This is a genomic window from Tsukamurella asaccharolytica (genome assembly GCF_007858435.1).
Taxonomy (GTDB): Bacteria; Actinomycetota; Actinomycetes; order Mycobacteriales; family Mycobacteriaceae; genus Tsukamurella; species Tsukamurella asaccharolytica.
Genome location: NZ_VIGW01000009.1, coordinates 38414 through 54897, shown reverse-complemented (window position 1 = coordinate 54897; position 16484 = coordinate 38414). Strand labels below are relative to the sequence as shown.

The window sequence follows — 16484 nt, the reverse complement described above, 5'->3', positions numbered from 1 at the left end:
CTCACCGCCCGACGAGTATCGGACCGCGACGCGCTACGCAGAGGCGGTCACACCGGGAACCCCCGACACCTCGTCGGGGGTGTGCTCGAGCGCCCCGCGCCGCAGTTCCTCGCCCGTGGGGACATCGATCGCGACGATGGACTTGGCCGTGGGATCGGTGACGTAGGCGGTGGATCCCATCGTGAACACCGCGGGGCGCGGCTCCTGCCAGTTCGCGTCCTCGGTCCACGGCGCCGTGACCTTCACCTCGCGGATCGTGGTGCCGGTGTTCGGGTCGAGGACGCGGAGCACGCCGTCGGTGCCGAGCACCAGCGCCTCACCGAACTGCCCCCGCGCCAGCGAGCGGAAGCTGTAGGAGGCGGGCAGGTCGACGAGCTTGACCGCGCCGGTGCGGGTGTCGATGAGGCTGACCCGGGTGGGCCGCTCGGGCTTCGCGGCCTTGTCCACCTTGTAGTCGCCGAGGACGACGGCGTGCGCCTCGGTGGCGGCGACGTTGCCGGTGCGCGCGTAGCCGGGAGTGGGGGCCGCGGTCTTGACGATGTCGTTGCCGCGCACGATGAGCACACCGTCCTCGCAGCCGAAGAGCACCGCGCCGACCTCGGCGGCACCCTCGCCGTGCACGCCCGGGCACTGCTCGTTGCGGGCGATCTCCTTCCGGTCCTTGTCGAGGATCGCGACGCCAGTGCGGGTCTTCTCGTCGCCGAGGGTGATGAGCATCGACCCGTCCGCCCGCTCGACGGCGACGCCGTGGTGCGGCTTCGGTGCGGTGTAGGTCGCGCGGGGCGCGTTCGGATCGCCGACCTTGTCCGAGGCGATCGACGTGACGGCGCCGGTGCCGTCGGAGAAGAGCACCGTGCGGCCGTCGTGGCGGACCACGTGGCCGGGCTCGGGCGCCTGGATCGTGACGTCGGTGCGCCGCGGCGCCGCGGTGTAGAAGTGCTGGTGGTCGCCGTGCGGCGCGGACCAGGAGCCGAGGTCCAGGAGCCGGAAGCCGTCGCCCTCGGACAGGAAGGCGTGCCGGCCATCGCCCGCGGGGTTCACCCTGAGGTAGCCCTCGCCCGGGAGGTCCGCGACCCGCTCGAGCGTGCTGGCGTCGAGGATCAGCACGCCGCCCTCGTAAGTCACGGCGAGGCGCGGCACCGCGCGGCGCTGTTCAGTCGCGCCGGGGGCGGACTCGGAAGCGGCGGTGGACGACGGTGCCGGATCCGGCTGGGCGGAGCCGCATCCGGCGGCCAGCAGGGCGGCGGTGAGCAGGGGCGCGGCGAGGTGCAAGTGCTTGGACATGACGATAGGTGTAATCGTTGATGAAAATCATTGTCAAAGCTCACCATGGCGATACGTGCATGCGCGGCCGATCGGTCTGCGAGGATCGCGGGCATGCCTCTCGTCGCCGGTATCGACTCGTCCACCCAGTCGTGCAAGGTCGTGGTGTGCGACGCTGATTCGGGCGAGGTCGTGCGCTCCGGCTCCGCTCCGCACCCGCCGGGGACCGCGGTCGCCCCTGCCGCGTGGCTGGAGTCGTTCGGTGTGGCGGCACGGGCGGCGGGCGGCCTCGAGGACGTCACGGCCGCCTCCGTGGGGGCGCAGCAGCACGGCATGGTGTGCCTGGACCGGGACGGCGCCGTCGTCCGGGACGCCCTGCTGTGGAACGACACCCGATCCGCCGCGGCGGCGGAGCAGCTCGTCGCTGACCTCGGCGGTCCGGACCGGTGGGCCGACGCGGTGGGCGTCGTCCCGGTCGCAGCGGTGACCGCCGCGAAGCTGCGCTGGCTCGCCGATGCCGAACCCGAGCACGCGGACGCGACGGCGGCCGTCTGCCTCCCGCACGACTGGCTGACGTGGCGGCTCGGCGGGGGCGGGCTCGAGGCCCTCGTGACGGACCGCTCGGACGCGTCCGGCACCGGCTACTTCAGCGCCGCGACCGGCGAGTACCGCACGGACCTCCTCGAACTCGCCCTGCGCGGCCGTCGGCCCGCGCTCCCCCGCGTCCTCGGCCCGGCCGAGTCCGTCCCGGTCACCACGGCCGACGGTCCGCTGCGCCCCGGCGCCCTCGTCGGCGCCGGTGCGGGCGACAACGCCGGTGCCGCCCTCGGGCTCGACGCCCGGCCCGGGGATTGCATCGTCTCCCTCGGGACGTCGGGCGTGGTGAGCGCGGTCACGGCGACGGCGCCGCGGGATCCGTCGGGCATCGTCGCGGGGTTCGCCGATGCGACGGGGCACCACCTGCCCCTGGTCTGCACCCTGAACGGCGCCCCGATCCTGGCGGCGACCGCGCGGATGCTGGGCGTCGACCTCGAGGAGTTCGCCCGGCTCGCGCTGGCCGCACCGGCAGGCGCGGACGGGCTGGTCCTCGTGCCCTTCTTCGCCGGCGAGCGCTCACCCAACCGCCCGAACGCCACCGGCTCCCTGCAGGGCGTGACCGGCACGAATCTGACCCGGGAGAACATCGCCCGGGCCGCCGTCGAGGGCCTGCTCTGCTCCCTGCAGTTCTGCCTCGACGCGATCGCCGAACAGGGCACGGCGGTCGAGCGGATCCTGGTGGTGGGCGGGGGCGGACGGTCCGGCGCGGTCCGAGACATCGCGCCCGCGGTCTTCGGTCGTGCCGTCGACTTCCCTGCGGACGGCGAGTACGTCGCCCGCGGGGCCGCGCGGCAGGCCGCGTGGGCCGTCGCGGGCACCTCCGCGGCACCCGAGTGGCCGCGTGCCGTCGCCGAAACCCGAACGGCCACCGCCACGCCGGAGGTTTACGCGCGCTACCGCGAGGCGGCCGAGCTGGTGCTCGACCGCCCCTGAGCCACGACCGGCCTACCGCGCGAGCAGGTCCCGCAGCACGGCGCGCGCGCCCGTCTCGCGCAACGCGGCCAGCGTCGCCAGGTAGGGCTCGGTGAACCCGGGGCGGTCGGCGAGGTCGCCGAAGAGATCCGGCACCGCGACGAAGGCCAGTGGATCGGTGCGCGAGCGGAGAGCGCGCCGCGTCAGGTCGTCCGCCGCGCGGTCGTTCAGGACGATCGCCGCGCCGGCGTCGTCGAGGCCCTCACAGCCGTGCGTCCACGCCGCGACGACAGCGGCGGCGAGGGGCGCGGCGGCGCCCTCGTCCAGGCGCGCGACGATCACGGGCACCAGCCATTTCGGGATGCGGTCGGAGGCGTCCTGGCACAGCCGCGCGACGGTGTCCGCGATGGCGGGGTTGGAGAAGCGGTCGAGCAGGGTCTGGATGTAGTCGTCGAGATCGATGCCGGGGACGGGGCGCAGCGTGGGCCGCGCCTCCTCCTGCATGTACCGGCGGAGCAGTTCCCGCACATCCAGGTCGGCCGCGGCGTCGTGGACGTACTCGTAGCCCAGCAGGCGGGCGAAGTGCCCCAGCCCCTGGTGCCCGGCGTTGAGCAGGCGCAGCTTCATGAGCTCGTAGGGCTCGACGTCGTCGACCACCTGCACGCCGACGTCCTCGAACCGCGGGCGGCCCGCACCGAAGGCGTCCTCGAGCATCCACTGGGTGTAGGGCTCGGCGACCACGGGCCAGCGGTCCTCGACCCCCGTCCGTGTCGCGACTTCTTCCCGCAACCCCGGCGGCGTCGCCGGCGTGATCCGGTCGACCATCGAGTTGGGGAAGCGGACGTGCTCGGTGATCCAGTCCGCGAGGGCGGGATCGGCCAGGCGGGCGAAGGCGGTGAGAGTGCGCCGCGCGACGTGCCCGTTGCCCTCGATGTTGTCGCAGGACATGACCGTGAACGCGGGCACGCCGCGGTCACGCCGCCGGCGTAGGGCCTCGGTGACGTACCCGAAGACGGTGCGGGGCGAAGCGCCCGACTCCAGATCATGACGGACGTCCGCGGTCTCGGCGTCGAATTCGCCGGTGACGGCGGAGAAGTTGTAGCCGCCCTCGGTGATCGTGAGGGAGACGATGCGGGTCTCGGGTGCCGCGAGCCGCTCGAGGACGGCCCTCGCGTCGTCGGGGGCGTACAGGTAATCGACGATCGACCCGACGACGGAGGTCTCGACGGCCCCGTCGGGATGCTTGAGAGTCAGCGTGTACAGCCCGCCCTGGGGCAGGAGGGCGTCACGCATCGCCTCATCGGCGGGCCGCAGTCCGACGCCGCAGATGCCCCAGCCTGCCGCGTCCGCGCCGGCCGCGAGCAGCCGGTCCACGTAGACGGCCTGGTGCGCCCGATGGAAGCCGCCGACGCCGAAGTGGACGATGCCGGGCCGGACTGCGGCGCGGTCGTAGGCCGGCACGGACGCCTCGGTGATCGCGGGTAACGCGGCCGGGTTCAGGTCGATCGGTGCGCTCATGGCGGCTCCCCCGTGTGCGGAATCGGTGCCGGCGCCACCGGGCGGACGCCGGCCTTGATGCGGGAACGCCCCGCATCCTGTGCAGGATGCGGGGCGTTCGGCGTCGTTGCGCGAAGCGGATCAGGCGTTGCCCGAGAGCTTCTCGCGGAGCGCGGCGAGCTGTGCGTCGCTGGCCAGCGAACCGCCGGTGCTCTGCGGCGCCTCGCTGGCACCACTGCGGTCGGCGGTGGCCGACTCGCTCGAGTAGTTCGCGCCACCCGCAGCCGGACCGCCGGCAGCGGCCTCGGCGGCCTCGTCGGCCGCGAACTTCTCCATCTGCGCGGTGTGCATCTTGTGGCGACGCTCCGCCTCGGCGTAGCGACCCTCCCACTCCTCGCGCTGCTTCTCGAAGCCCTCGAGCCACTCGTTGGTCTCGGGATCGAAGCCCTCGGGGAAGATGTACTCGCCGTTCTCGTCGTAGCTGTCGGCCATGCCGTACTTCGACGGGTCGAACTCCTCGGTGTAGTCCTCGTTCGCCTGCTTGAGGCTCAGCGAGATGCGACGACGCTCGAGGTCGATGTCGATGACGCGCACCATGGCGTCGTCGCCGACCGAGACGACCTGATCCGGGACCTCGACGTGGCGCTCGGCCAGCTCCGAGATGTGGACGAGACCCTCGATGCCCTCCTCGACGCGGACGAAGGCGCCGAACGGGACGAGCTTGGTGACCTTGCCGGGCACGATCTGGCCGATGGCGTGGGTCCGGGCGAACTGGCGCCACGGATCCTCCTGGGTCGCCTTGAGCGACAGCGAGACGCGCTCGCGGTCCAGGTCGACGTCGAGGACCTCGACGGTGACCTCGTCGCCCACGGTGACCACCTCGGACGGGTGATCGATGTGCTTCCAGGACAGCTCCGAGACGTGCACGAGGCCGTCGACGCCGCCCAGGTCCACGAAGGCACCGAAGTTGACGATCGAGGACACGACGCCCTTGCGGACCTGGCCCTTCTGCAGCTGGTGCAGGAACTCGCTGCGGACCTCGGACTGGGTCTGCTCGAGCCACGCGCGGCGCGACAGGACCACGTTGTTGCGGTTCTTGTCGAGCTCGATGATCTTCGCCTCGATCTCCTTGCCGATGTACGGCTGGAGGTCGCGCACACGACGCATCTCGACCAGCGAGGCCGGGAGGAAGCCGCGGAGGCCGATGTCCAGGATCAGACCACCCTTGACCACCTCGATGACGGTGCCCTTGACGGCCTCGTCCTTCTCCTTGAGCTCTTCGATCGTGCCCCAGGCGCGCTCGTACTGCGCGCGCTTCTTGGACAGGATCAGACGGCCTTCCTTGTCCTCCTTGGTGAGGACGAGGGCCTCGACGGCATCGCCGACGTTGACGACCTCGGACGGGTCGACGTCGTGCTTGATGCTCAGCTCACGGGAGGGGATGACGCCCTCGGTCTTGTAACCGATGTCGAGCAGGACCTCGTCACGGTCGACCTTGACGATGGTTCCCTCGACGATGTCGCCATCGTTGAAGTACTTGATCGTAGCGTCGATCGCGGCGAGGAAGTCCTCCGCGGAGCCGATGTCGTTGACGGCGACCTGCGGGGACGTGACGGTGGTGGTGGGCATTGGGTAAGTTGCTCCGGACAGGGTGCTAGTAGTGAGGTCTAGATCGCGCACGCATGGGCACACGCGTGGCTCAGGCTACTCCACCGTGTGCAACCTGGGCAAACCGCCCTCTCCGCACCCGCAACCGAGAGGTTCACTCCCGTGTCCCACCGCCCCACACCGGACATGCGCAGCGACAGCGCCGGCTCCGAGGCCGCGAACCGGTCCTGGTGGGACTCCGACGTCGAGGCCTACCACGCCGAGCACGCCGAGTTCCTGGGCGTCGACGCCGCCGACGGCGGGTTCGTGTGGTGCCCGGAGGGCCTGGACGAGGCCGATGCCGAGTTGCTCGGCCCCGTCGGGCCGGGAACCGTCGCGGTCGAGATCGGGTGCGGCAGCGCCCCGTGCGCACGCTGGCTCGCGGCGCGCGGCGCCACCGTGGTCGGGATCGACATCTCCGCCGGCATGCTGCGCCGCGGCCTCTCCCACGTCCGCGAAGGCAATCCGCTCCTCGCCCAGGCCGGGGGCGAGAACCTGCCCATCGCGGACGGGTGCGCCGACATCGTCTGTTCCGCCTTCGGCGCGATCCCGTTCGTCGCCGATTCCGCGCGGGTGATGACGGAGGCGCACCGCGTCCTGCGTCCGGGCGGCCGATTCGTCTTCGCGGTCACCCATCCGATGCGCTGGATCTTCCTCGACGATCCGGGGCCGGACGGCCTGGTCGCGACGCTGTCGTACTTCGATCGCTCGCCGTACGTGGAGACCGACGACGACGGAGTCCCGACGTACGTCGAGCACCATCGGACGATGGGCGACCGCGTCCGCGAGATCGTCGGCGCCGGCCTGCGGTTGGTCGACGTGATCGAGCCGGAGTGGCCCGAGGGCTTCACCCAGGAGTGGGGACAGTGGAGCCCGCTGCGCGGCGCGATCCTTCCGGGGACGGCCATCTTCGTCTGCGAAAAGCCGGTTTAGCCGGGTCCGTACCGCGGTGTCCGGACTCCAGCGGATTCACAGCTGATCGTGGTCTCGCGTTCAAGGAGAGCGGGTCCACTCGTGGGCGAGCGGTCCGTTCGGTGACCGCACAGCTGCACAAGGAGACCCATTCGATGAACCGATTCACCCGCACTCGGCTGGCGGCGGCGACCGCAGCCGCGGCAACGCTGTCCGGCGCCGCACTCCTCGTCCCCGCGGCCGCGAACGCTGCGCCCGTCTCTCCGACGGCGCCGGTCCCCGGCACCCAGTGCAACGTCGGCCAGGTCGAGCGCGCCACCGCGAAAGTCGCGCCGGAGTTCTGGCAGCACATCAGCACCAACGCGAAGGCGAAGGACCGGTTCGAGCAGATGCTCGTCAAGACCCCCGAGCAGCGGGCGGCGGCCCGGGACGCCGCGAAGAAGGCCCGCGATGCCCGCCGGGCAGAATGGCAGAAGGCGCACCCCGGGCAGACGAAAGCCGCGCGTCCGAAGCCGCACGACGGCAAGACGAAGCCCACGAAGCCCCAGGTGGAGCAGAAGATCGCGGCGGTCAAGGCGAGCTGCACCACCAGCTAGTACTCGGGTTTCGATCGGACGGCAGCGGGTTGTTCTTTCCCGGTGCCGTCCTTTCGTCGCGCGTGCCGACCCGGTACTCTCGCGAGGCAGTGGTCACCGCCCGAACAGGAGACAGTCATGAGCCGGATCCGCATCGCCGCCGCGGTCGCAGCCCTCGCGGGCGCCCTCGCCTTCGCCCCCGCCGTCGCGTCCGCCGCGCCGACCGACAAGGTGCCCGGCACCAAGTGCACCGTCGGGCAGGTTGAGCGTGCCACCCAGGTCGTCGCCCCCGAGGCGATCGCGGTCATGGACGCCACCCCCGGCGGCCGAGACCAGGCGACCGAACTCCTCACCGCGAAGCCCGAGGATCGCCAGTCGATCATCGATCGGCTGACCAAGGACAATCCGGCGGCGGCCGACTACTACAAGGCCAACCGCGCCGACATCGACGCGAAGATCGCGAAGGTCATCGCGACCTGCGACAAGTACTGACCATCCTCACCGAAAGGCACTCCCGCATGACCTTCCGCCGCACCGCCGCCACCGCCGCTGTCCTGGGCGCGATCGCCCTCGCCGGCGCGCCCCTCGCCGCCGCCGCTCCGACCCCCGCGCCGCCCAAGCCCGACGCCCAGTCCGCGCGTGCCGTCCCCGGAACGTCGTGCACCGTCGGTCAGCTGCGGGCCGCGATCGACCGCTCGTCGCCGGGCCTGTCCAAGCGTCTCGAGGAGGCTGCCGGCGGACCGCAGGAGTTCGCGGACATCGCGGCCTCCGACGGGCTGGTCCGCCAGGTCCGCGTGGCCGCCCTCGCCTTCCGTGGTACCGGCAGCGTCATGAGCCTGGCCGGCGAGCAGGCGAACGTGCAGCGCGCCGTGGCGGACGCCTACAGCACCTGCGCGACCGCGAAGGCCAAGTAGTCCCGCTGCGCCTGCTCACCACCGCACGCGTGCGACCATGGTGAGCAGGCGCGCTCGTCGCTGCTCGTTGCCCTGGGCGACCCAGGCGATCCGGCCGTAGACGAAGGCGCGGAAGTCGTCGTGCCCATCGCGGTTCTGGCTCTCGGCGCCGAAACGGGCCGCGTTGTGCAGCAGGGCGCGCAGGTCGTCGTACTCGGCCCGGGGGACCTGAGCACGGGCGTTGACCACGATGCCCGCGAGTTCCTGCCGTGCGCCGGCCCGCATGATCCGCGTCTTGCGCGGGTTCACCGATAGCCCCTCCGCCGCCACGATCGTGGGCACCACCCCCGCGATCAGCGCCGGATCGCGCGCCCCCGAGATGGCGAGGTCGTCGCCGTAGCGGGTGTAACGTGCGTCCTGCGCGCGGGCGAGCCCGGTGAGCCGCGCATCCAGTCGGTGCAGCGCCAGATTCACCAGCGCGGGCGACGACGGCGCGCCCTGCGGCAGGTGCCGCGCCCGCAGCGTGGCGGCCCGCCACGCATCGAGGCCGCGGAGCTCGTCGGCAGGCGTCGCGACGGTGCACAGATCCGCCAGGACCGTCGCTACCGGGGCCTAATACCCCAACCGCCGGAAGAGGTTCCGGACGCGGGGCACCGCGACCGTCGAGAAGCAGTCACGGAGGTCGAGCCGGACCACCGAACGACTGCCGACATGGGGCGAGGCGTAGGCGAGCACCGATCCGCCCGGGCGGAATCCCCGGGCCGCAGGATGTGCCCCAGCGGGGTCGAGGACGCGCCGCAGGATCCGCCGCTGCGCCTCGGCTAGTCGCGGCTTCGGCGCCTCGATGACACGCACTCCCCCGGTCGGCTTCGGTATCCGCCGGACGCGGTAGTGCCGCAGAGGCGGAGCCGAATGTCGAAGCCACTGACCGTGATCGGCGAACCACTCGAGCTCAGGCATCGTGAGGTCGAGCATTCTGGCGACGGCCGCAACATCGGGCAGGGCGAGGCCGGGCACGTCGCCGCGGTCTCCGGCGGCCACGGTGTCGCGGAGGCGGACGGTGTCGAGCGCGGCCGCGATCGGCTCCGGACCCGACTGCAGAAGTCGGCCGTCAACGAAACGCACCGGCGGCTCCGGGTGCCCGTCCAGAAGCGCCAGGACGACGGGCTCCAGCAGGTGTTCGGGCACCGTGCCTCGGATCAGCGACGTGATCATCTCCGCGGTCCACAGGTCCTCGGCAAGGAGGTGGACCCGATCGGCGATCGCGTACCGCTGTGCCCGCGGTAGACGCCGGACGATCTCGACGGACGTCATGCGTGGGATGCGAGCGCCGCTCGGGTGACCTGGAACAGAGTCCCGGAGCGCCGTGTGGTGCGCGCAGCGCACGCGCCGGCGTGGGACGCAGGGTGTGACTGTGCGGTGCCCCCAGCGGTTACCGCTGGGACGGATCTCACAGATCCTACCTCACCCGAGCGACGTCGCATGAATTCAGACTGCCACACCTCACCGCGGACTAGTGCGCCGCGTCGTCCCAGCTGCGGCCGTAGCCGACGGAGACCTCCAGCGGGACGGACAGTTCCGCGGCGCCGCCCATCGTGTCGCGGACCAGCGCTTCGAGCTGCTCCCGCTCCCCCGCGGCTACCTCAAGGACGAGCTCGTCGTGCACCTGGAGGAGCATCCGCGAGCGCAGGCCGGCGGCGGCGATCTGCTCCTGCAGCCGGATCATCGCGACCTTGATGATGTCGGCGGCGCTGCCCTGGATGGGCGCGTTGAGCGCCATCCGCTCGGCGGCCTCGCGGCGCATCCGGTTCGTGGACGTGAGGTCCGGCAGGTACCGGCGACGGCCGTAGATCGTTTCCGTGTACTCATTGCGGGTGGCCTCGGTGACCACGTCCTGCAGGTAGTCCCGCACCCCGCCGAAACGAGAGAAGTACGCCTCCATCTGGTCCTTCGCATCGTCGCGCGAAATCTTCAGCTGCGCTGCGAGGCCGAAGGCCGAAAGTCCGTAAGCGAGGCCGTAGGACATGGCCTTCACTCGGCGCCGCATATCGGGCGTGACCTCGTCGATCGGGACGCCGAAGGCCTTGGAACCGACGAAGTTATGCAGGTCCTCGCCGGTGTTGAATGCCTCGATGAGCCCCTCGTCGCCGGAGAGGTGGGCCATGATCCGCATCTCGATCTGGCTGTAGTCCGCCGTCATCAGCGTCTCGTAGCCCTCGCCCGCGACGAAGGCCTGCCGGATCTGCCGGCCCGCCTCGGTGCGCACCGGGATGTTCTGCAGGTTGGGGTCGGTCGACGAAAGCCGGCCGGTGGCCGCCACCGTCTGGTTGAACGTCGAATGGATCCGCCCGTCGGAGGCGACGGTCTTCAGGAGCCCCTCGACCGTGACCTTGAGCCGCGTCGCGTCGCGGTGCTCCAAGAGGTGCTGCAGGAAGGGGTGCGGCTCCTTCTCGTAGAGTGCCTCGAGCGCCGCCGCGTCGGTGGTGTACCCCGTCTTCGTCTTCTTCGTCTTCGGCAGGCCCAGCTTCTCGAACAGAATCACCTGCAACTGCTTGGGCGAGCCGAGATTGATCTGCTCCCCGATCTCCGCGAACGCCGCAGCCTCGGCGGCGCGGATCCGCTCGCTGAATTCGCTGTGCAGCGACTCGAGGTGCTCCGTGTCGACCGCGATGCCGGTGGCCTCCATGACGTCGAGCACGCGAAGTAGCGGCAGCTCCATCGCCGCGAGCAGTGGCCGCGACTCGATGTTGTCCAACTCGCCGTCGAGCGCGTCCGCCAGGTCGGCGACGGCACGCGCCCGCAGGATGGCCTGCTGCGCCTTCTCGCCCGCCGAATCATCCGGGTCGTCGAGCAGCGAGAGCTGCGCATCGTCACCCGCGGCCTCGACACGCAGCTCGCGGTGCAGGTACCGCACCGAGAGGTCGTCCAGGTTGAAGGTGCGCTGCCCCGGGCGTACCAGGTACGCCGCGATGGCGGTGTCCGAGGTGAGGCCACCCAGCGTCCAGCCGCGGCTGCCGAGGGCGTGCATCGCCCACTTCGCCTCGTGCGCGGCCTTGGGCTGCGCCTCGTCCGCCAGCCAGGCGCCGAGCGCCGCCTCGTCGTGCGGGGTCAGCGACGAGAGCTCTACGTACCCACCCTCGCCGTCGGGGGCGGCGATGACGACGGCCTCCGCGTCGCCGTCGACCACGACCTCAGGGCCGATCACGCCGAGCCCGGACCGCGCGCCCGAGGCGCCGTGCTCGGCGAGCCACTCGGCGACGGTGCCCGGCGCGACGATCCCGCCGGAGATCTCGAAGCCCTCGTCGGCCTCCGGCTCGGCGCTGGCGAGCTCGGTGAAGATGCGCTCGCGCAGCACCCGGAACTCGAGGTCGTCGAAGAGCTGGTGGATGGCCTCGCGGTTCCACGGCTGCAGAGCCAGGTCCTCCGGAGCGTAGGGCAGCGCCATATCGCGCACCATCTCGGTGATCTGACGATTGAGCTGCACCGTCGCGAGGTTCTCGCGTAGCGAATCGCCCACCTTGCCCTTGACCTTGTCGACATTGGTGACCAGGCCCTCGAGGTTTCCGTACTCCCGGATCCATTTGGCGGCCGTCTTCTCGCCGACGCCGGGGATGCCCGGCAGGTTGTCGGAGGGATCGCCGCGCAGCGCCGCGTAGTCCGGATACTGCGACGGGGTGAGGCCGTACTTCGCCTCCACCTCCTCCGGCGTGAACCGGGTGAGATCCGAAACGCCCTTGCGGGGATAGAGCACCGTCACGTCGTCGTTGACGAGCTGCAGCGCGTCCCGGTCGCCGGTGACGATGAGGACCCGGAAGCCCTGCTCCACGGCCTGCGCGGTCATGGTGGCGATGATGTCGTCCGCCTCGTAGCCCTCCTGCGCCATGGTGGGGATGCCCATGGCGCCGAGCACGTCCTTGACCACGTCGACCTGACCGCGGAAGTCGTCCGGGGCGGAGCTGCGCTGCGCCTTGTACTCGGGGTACATCTCGGCGCGGAAGGTCTGGCGGGAGACGTCGAAGGCCGCGGCGACGTAGCCGGGCGCCTCCTCCTTGAGGAGCTTGATCAGCATCGACGTGAAGCCGTACACCGCGTTGGTCGGCTGCCCCGACTTGGTGCGGAAACGGCCACCGTCGAGCGGGAGCGCGAAGAAGGCGCGGAACGCCATCGAGTGCCCGTCGATCAGCAGCATCGTGGGCTTGGTCGAGGAGTTCGCTGAAGTCACACCGGCAGTCTAGTGATCGCCCCCGACAGCTTTCGTCAGCTCGTCGTGGGCGGGAGCTGGGGCCGCACGACCACCGTATCGGCGATACGTCGTTCCAGCTCGGTGACGTCCGCGGTGGCCGCCTCGAGAGCGGGCTCCTTCTCCGTCTCCGGCAGGGCTGCGATGGCGACGAGCCGGTCGTCGATCTCCTGCGCGGTGATGGTGAGCGTCACCTGGGCGTCGAGCTGCGCGGCCGAGAGGACCCCCGCGGGCTGCTCGAAGGCGCGCAGCGCCGTGCGGATGCGGCGGTGCAGACGCGCCTCGGGGACGTGCGAGCCCGACCAGGACAACGGGGCCCGGGACGGGAAGGGCATCGCCGCCTCGGCCTGCTGCTGCCGGCGACTGTTGCGTACCAGCGCGATCGCGAAGCCGGTCGCTGCGAGCACGGCCAGCACCACGACCGCGAGAATCACCATGAAGATCCACGACATGACGTACCTCCTCGTCGCCGCGGCGGCTACCCGCCGCGGACCTGCATGTAGAGGTACACCGCCAGCCCGACGAGCAGCAACCCCAGGGCGATGGCGAAGGCGATCTTGATCGCGCTCCACGGCCGCTGACCTTGGACTTCGCCGGTCACCCCGTTGACGAAGACCTGGAACGGCTTGTTCGCGAAGGTGACGGTGAGCAGCCACACGGGCATCAGCAAGTAGAGGAAGTCGATCGACTGGTAGACCGGGTTCATCCGGCTGATCCGCTGCTCATCGCCGCCGATGTCGCGGCGCACCGAGTGCTCGATGATGCCCTCGATCCGCGGCCGCGCCTGCGCCTCGAAGACCTGCGCGGCGTCCCCGTCGTAGGTCCGGGCCAGGTGGCCCGCGACGAACTCCGGCGTGTACGAGACCGACTGCTCGGTGGGCCAGGGCTCCAGTGCCCGGACCCGGTCGGAGTCGAGGCCCGTGTTGGCCGATTCGGCCAGCTGCCGGATGCTGTCGTGCACCCTGCCGCTCGCCGGATACCAGTCGGTGTAGGTCTCGATATTGCCGTCGCGGTCGCGCCGGGTCCGGCGCACGCCGCGTGCCCCCGAGTAGTCGGTGGTCACCTCGGCGTCGTAGCTGTAGTACGAGAGGTAGACGCTGGTGAACGAGCCGAGTACGCGGTACTTCTTGAACTCGCGCGGCGCGAACCAGCGGCTGTTGACCCAGGACTCGATGTTCCGCCGGGCCTGGTCCTCGTCGACCCGCAGCGGCAGGATCCCGTCGATGGGAAGCCGGGCCGGCGCCACCTGGACGTCGGTCCGCTGGATCGGAGTGTTGCAGTACGGGCAGCGCACGGCGGTGAGCGTGCCGCTGAACAACGTGTGCCCGCCGCAGTTCTGGCACACCACCTCGTGGTCGACGACTCGCACCTGTTCCGCCGACGCGGCGTGGGCGTACAGCGCGTTCATGGTGGGTCCCAGTGGGTGCGGGACCAGCGCCTTGGCGCTGTCGAGCAGCACCGGGTAGGTGCTGCCGCAGCTGGGCGAGCGCAGCTTCCCGATCGCCGGGTCGTAGACCAGGGCATCGCCGCAGTTCCCGCACGGGTAGGTGCGGGTCTGTTCGGTGATCTGCAGCATCTCGCGGTCGTTCGCCGATGGGACGCCGGGCAGCAGCGGGGAAGGGCGCGCGGGGGCAGGTGGGCGGGGTGGCTGCGGCGGGCGCGGCTGCTCGGGTGGCCGCCCGGGACCACCGGGCAGCGGAGGCGGCGTCGTCATCGCTACGACCGTGGCGGCAACGGGGGCGGCGTCTGCCCGAACAACGACGACAGGGCGGGCACCTGCCCGGCCGGCGTCCAGCCGCTGAGCGTGGGTGACCACACCAACGTCTGCGGGGTGAGGTTCATGGTGCGCAGCTGCTCGATGGGGAACGGGCCGGCCGACTGGCCGTTCTGCTCGACGTGGAAGGCCTGCGCGTTCGGCAGGGGCGGCGGCGCCTGCTGCTGCGGGGTGGCCTGGTTCTGGAAGTTCTGCGCGAACTGCTGCCCCATGGCCATGCCCATTCCCGCGCCGAGGAAGTCGCCGGCCCCGCCGCCGCCCTCGTTCGTGGCGGCGCCGAGCATGGCGTCGGCGGCGCGGCCCTGCTGGAAGCGGTTCATATCGCCGATGTTCCCGTAGTAACCCTTCGCCTCCACGCCGCGCGCGACGCCGCGCGTCATGGCCTGCGTGATCTCGTCGGGTAGGGAGATGTTGAGTTCGATGGCCTCACACGCGAGCCCGTACGGCTGGTTGATCTTCGACTGCACGTACTCCTGCAGCTTCGCGGCGAGTTCACGCTGCCGGGCCTGCAGGTCGATCGCGCCCACGCCGGTCTCGATGAGCATCTCGGAGAAGGCGGTGGTGATGGTGCGTCGCAGCAGCTCGGCGATCTCGTCGGAGTCCACGTTGGAGTCGGTGCCGATCACCTGGCGCAGGAAGGTCGGCGAGTCCACCACCCGGACGATGCACAGCCCGTTGGCGCGCACCTGGACCATGCCGAAGTCCTGGTCCCGGATGGTGATCGGGTTCGCCGTGCCCCAGCGCAGGTCGGTGATGGGACGGGTGTTGATGAAGTAGACCTCGCTGCGGAACGGGCTCTTGAAGCCGTGCGGCCATCCCTGCAGCGTGGACATGACCGGCATGTTCTCGGAGACCAGCCGGTAGTTGCCCGGGCCGTACCGGTCCGCGAGCTGCCCCCGGTAGACGAAGAGCGCCTCCTGCCCCTCGCGCACGATGAGCTCCGCGCCGTTCTTGATCTCGTTGTTGTAGCGCGGGAACCGCCACGCCATCGTCGATCGGTCATCCTCGAGCCACTCGATGATGTCGACGAGCTCGCCCCGGACCCTGTCCATGATCCCCATCTGCGTTGCCACCCCTGTCGTCGTTGCCGTCTTCGCCCCACGATAGCCACGCGCCCGGAGAGCAGCCGAGCGCACGCTGACGATGGTTCCGATCGCACCGATCCGGGCCCGGCGTGTCGGGGTCTTCACCTCACATTCTTGTGGGTGACGTCATACGCTGCATCCGGCCCCGACGACGGGGATCACCACGAGAAAGGCACTCCCCATGGCAGGCAAGTTCGAGGTGTACGAGGACAACGCAGGCAAGTTCCGCTTCCGGCTCAAGGCCGGCAACGGTGAGGTCGTGGCCTCGGGCCAGGCCTACGCCTCGCGCAAGGGCGCGCACGACGGAGCGGCCGCGGTCGTCCGTGCCGCTGACGGCGCGAAGGTGGTCGACGTCGACAAGGAGTGAGTCGCTGACCTGCAGCGCTTGACCTTGACACAGTGGCAGGGTCTTCCATCGAGCCACCGACGACCCACAGGAGGTGGCCGCCATGGCCCGGACCCCGCTCGACCATCAGAACGCCTCGATCCGCCTGCGCGCGGCCCTCGATGCGGGCACCGCGCCCGGAACCGTCCCTGCGGCGGCTCTGGTCGCGCGCAGTGCGGTCGAACCCGACTTCTTCGTCCGCGACATGCTCACGTGGGCCCTCACGCGCTTGCCGGCGGCCGAGAGCGTGCCGCTGCTCCGCGCGGAGCTCGGTTCGCCCGTGCCGCAGGCCCGGAGTCAGGCCTTGCACTCGCTGTCGAAGATCGGCGGCGCCGAGGCCGCGGCTGCCTTCGGCGAGATCCTCGCGCTCACGGGCGACGCCGACGACGAGGTCGCGAAGGCCGCGTGGCGCGCGTCCGGGTCGCTCGCGCCGGACGCCGCTGCCCGACGGTCCGCCGCCCGTGCGTTCGTCGCGCAGCTGGGGCGCGGCGACGCGGAGACGCGCCGCAGCCTGAGCCGCGCGATCCTGGCGCTCGGCGACGAGGGCGCCTCCGCCCTGGTCGGCGCACCGGCTACCGACGCCGCCCGCGAGCACGTCGCGGAGACCGAGCGCCTGCTCGAGGATCCCGACTCCGGATGGGCGAGCGCCGTGCACGAGGCCCGACGGGTCGCGGCACTCGGGCGCGCGAATTGATCGAGGGGAC

The 16484-nt window shown here is 71.0% G+C and carries 16 protein-coding genes; 7 read left to right on the top strand and 9 right to left on the bottom strand.

All coding sequences use genetic code 11. The features are described 5' to 3' along the window. Positions 1–33: 33 nt before the first annotated feature. Positions 34–1284 carry a zinc metallochaperone AztD gene (gene aztD, locus FK529_RS15330; RefSeq protein WP_146562754.1) on the bottom strand — a complete coding sequence of 417 codons (1251 nt, stop codon included), beginning with the start codon at positions 1282–1284 and terminating at the stop codon, positions 34–36. A 93-nt stretch (positions 1285–1377) separates the two neighbouring features. Here aztD and FK529_RS15325 point away from each other — a divergent pair, with 93 nt between their 5' ends. Then, positions 1378–2793, top strand: a complete 1416-nt coding sequence (locus tag FK529_RS15325; RefSeq protein WP_146562751.1) for an FGGY family carbohydrate kinase — start codon at positions 1378–1380, stop codon at positions 2791–2793. Positions 2794–2805: 12 nt separating this feature from the next. Here FK529_RS15325 and FK529_RS15320 read toward each other — a convergent pair whose 3' ends face one another. Next, the gene (locus FK529_RS15320; RefSeq protein WP_146562749.1) at positions 2806–4290 is read right to left on the bottom strand and encodes a mannitol dehydrogenase family protein; all 1485 of its coding nucleotides are present in this window, start codon (positions 4288–4290) and stop codon (positions 2806–2808) included. Positions 4291–4410: 120 nt separating this feature from the next. Next, positions 4411–5898 carry a 30S ribosomal protein S1 gene (gene rpsA, locus FK529_RS15315; protein ID WP_146562747.1) on the bottom strand — a complete coding sequence of 496 codons (1488 nt, stop codon included), beginning with the start codon at positions 5896–5898 and terminating at the stop codon, positions 4411–4413. Positions 5899–6063: 165 nt separating this feature from the next. Between rpsA and FK529_RS15310 the strand changes: the two genes are divergently transcribed. The 4 genes from FK529_RS15310 (at position 6064) to FK529_RS15295 (ending at position 8317) form a co-directional block, all read left to right on the top strand. Continuing rightward, positions 6064–6849 carry a class I SAM-dependent methyltransferase gene (locus FK529_RS15310; protein WP_146562852.1) on the top strand — a complete coding sequence of 262 codons (786 nt, stop codon included), beginning with the start codon at positions 6064–6066 and terminating at the stop codon, positions 6847–6849. Positions 6850–6950: 101 nt separating this feature from the next. Next, entirely contained in the window at positions 6951–7424 is a 474-nt protein-coding gene (locus tag FK529_RS15305) for a hypothetical protein (protein ID WP_146562745.1), read from the top strand. 117 nt (positions 7425–7541) lie between these two features. Further along, the gene (locus tag FK529_RS15300; RefSeq protein WP_146562743.1) at positions 7542–7895 is read left to right on the top strand and encodes a hemophore-related protein; all 354 of its coding nucleotides are present in this window, start codon (positions 7542–7544) and stop codon (positions 7893–7895) included. Between the two features lie 26 nt (positions 7896–7921). Continuing rightward, entirely contained in the window at positions 7922–8317 is a 396-nt protein-coding gene (locus FK529_RS15295) for a hemophore-related protein (RefSeq protein ID WP_146562741.1), read from the top strand. A gap of 15 nt (positions 8318–8332) precedes the next feature. Here the strand turns inward: FK529_RS15295 and FK529_RS20640 are convergent, their stop codons facing one another. From FK529_RS20640 to FK529_RS15270, 6 genes are all read right to left on the bottom strand, one after another. Continuing rightward, complete coding sequence (locus FK529_RS20640; RefSeq protein ID WP_269432099.1) at positions 8333–8803, bottom strand: reverse transcriptase domain-containing protein; 471 nt, start codon at positions 8801–8803, stop codon at positions 8333–8335. A gap of 105 nt (positions 8804–8908) precedes the next feature. Next, positions 8909–9610 carry an RNA-dependent RNA polymerase family protein gene (locus FK529_RS20635; RefSeq protein ID WP_231703112.1) on the bottom strand — a complete coding sequence of 234 codons (702 nt, stop codon included), beginning with the start codon at positions 9608–9610 and terminating at the stop codon, positions 8909–8911. Positions 9611–9809: 199 nt separating this feature from the next. Next, positions 9810–12485, bottom strand: a complete 2676-nt coding sequence (polA, locus tag FK529_RS15285; RefSeq protein WP_231703124.1) for a DNA polymerase I — start codon at positions 12483–12485, stop codon at positions 9810–9812. Between the two features lie 68 nt (positions 12486–12553). Further along, positions 12554–12988, bottom strand: a complete 435-nt coding sequence (locus tag FK529_RS15280) for a hypothetical protein (RefSeq protein WP_146562739.1) — start codon at positions 12986–12988, stop codon at positions 12554–12556. 26 nt (positions 12989–13014) lie between these two features. Continuing rightward, on the bottom strand, positions 13015–14112 hold the full coding sequence (locus FK529_RS15275) for a TFIIB-type zinc ribbon-containing protein (RefSeq protein ID WP_231703111.1): 1098 nt from the start codon (positions 14110–14112) through the stop codon (positions 13015–13017). Positions 14113–14252: 140 nt separating this feature from the next. Next, positions 14253–15383: an SPFH domain-containing protein gene (locus FK529_RS15270; protein ID WP_231703110.1), complete on the bottom strand. Its 1131-nt coding sequence runs from the start codon at positions 15381–15383 to the stop codon at positions 14253–14255. A 193-nt stretch (positions 15384–15576) separates the two neighbouring features. On the opposite strand from FK529_RS15270, the gene FK529_RS15265 reads away from it, so the two are divergent. Together FK529_RS15265 and FK529_RS15260 are read left to right on the top strand one after the other, a co-directional pair. Beyond that, entirely contained in the window at positions 15577–15762 is a 186-nt protein-coding gene (locus FK529_RS15265; protein ID WP_146562735.1) for a YegP family protein, read from the top strand. An 82-nt stretch (positions 15763–15844) separates the two neighbouring features. Beyond that, positions 15845–16474: a HEAT repeat domain-containing protein gene (locus FK529_RS15260; protein ID WP_146562733.1), complete on the top strand. Its 630-nt coding sequence runs from the start codon at positions 15845–15847 to the stop codon at positions 16472–16474. Positions 16475–16484 lie beyond the last annotated feature (10 nt).

Bases quoted from the DNA above. Each gene is read 5' to 3' on its own strand.
- aztD (WP_146562754.1), bottom strand. From the start codon at position 1,284: ATGTCCAAGCACTTGCACCTCGCCGCGCCCCTGCTCACCGCCGCCCTG.
- FK529_RS15325 (WP_146562751.1), top strand. From the start codon at position 1,378: ATGCCTCTCGTCGCCGGTATCGACTCGTCCACCCAGTCGTGCAAGGTC.
- FK529_RS15320 (WP_146562749.1), bottom strand. From the start codon at position 4,290: ATGAGCGCACCGATCGACCTGAACCCGGCCGCGTTACCCGCGATCACC.
- rpsA (WP_146562747.1), bottom strand. From the start codon at position 5,898: ATGCCCACCACCACCGTCACGTCCCCGCAGGTCGCCGTCAACGACATC.
- FK529_RS15310 (WP_146562852.1), top strand. From the start codon at position 6,064: ATGCGCAGCGACAGCGCCGGCTCCGAGGCCGCGAACCGGTCCTGGTGG.
- FK529_RS15300 (WP_146562743.1), top strand. From the start codon at position 7,542: ATGAGCCGGATCCGCATCGCCGCCGCGGTCGCAGCCCTCGCGGGCGCC.
- FK529_RS15295 (WP_146562741.1), top strand. From the start codon at position 7,922: ATGACCTTCCGCCGCACCGCCGCCACCGCCGCTGTCCTGGGCGCGATC.
- FK529_RS20635 (WP_231703112.1), bottom strand. From the start codon at position 9,610: ATGACGTCCGTCGAGATCGTCCGGCGTCTACCGCGGGCACAGCGGTAC.
- polA (WP_231703124.1), bottom strand. From the start codon at position 12,485: ATGCTGCTGATCGACGGGCACTCGATGGCGTTCCGCGCCTTCTTCGCG.
- FK529_RS15280 (WP_146562739.1), bottom strand. From the start codon at position 12,988: ATGTCGTGGATCTTCATGGTGATTCTCGCGGTCGTGGTGCTGGCCGTG.
- FK529_RS15275 (WP_231703111.1), bottom strand. From the start codon at position 14,112: ATGCTGCAGATCACCGAACAGACCCGCACCTACCCGTGCGGGAACTGC.
- FK529_RS15265 (WP_146562735.1), top strand. From the start codon at position 15,577: ATGGCAGGCAAGTTCGAGGTGTACGAGGACAACGCAGGCAAGTTCCGC.
- FK529_RS15260 (WP_146562733.1), top strand. From the start codon at position 15,845: ATGGCCCGGACCCCGCTCGACCATCAGAACGCCTCGATCCGCCTGCGC.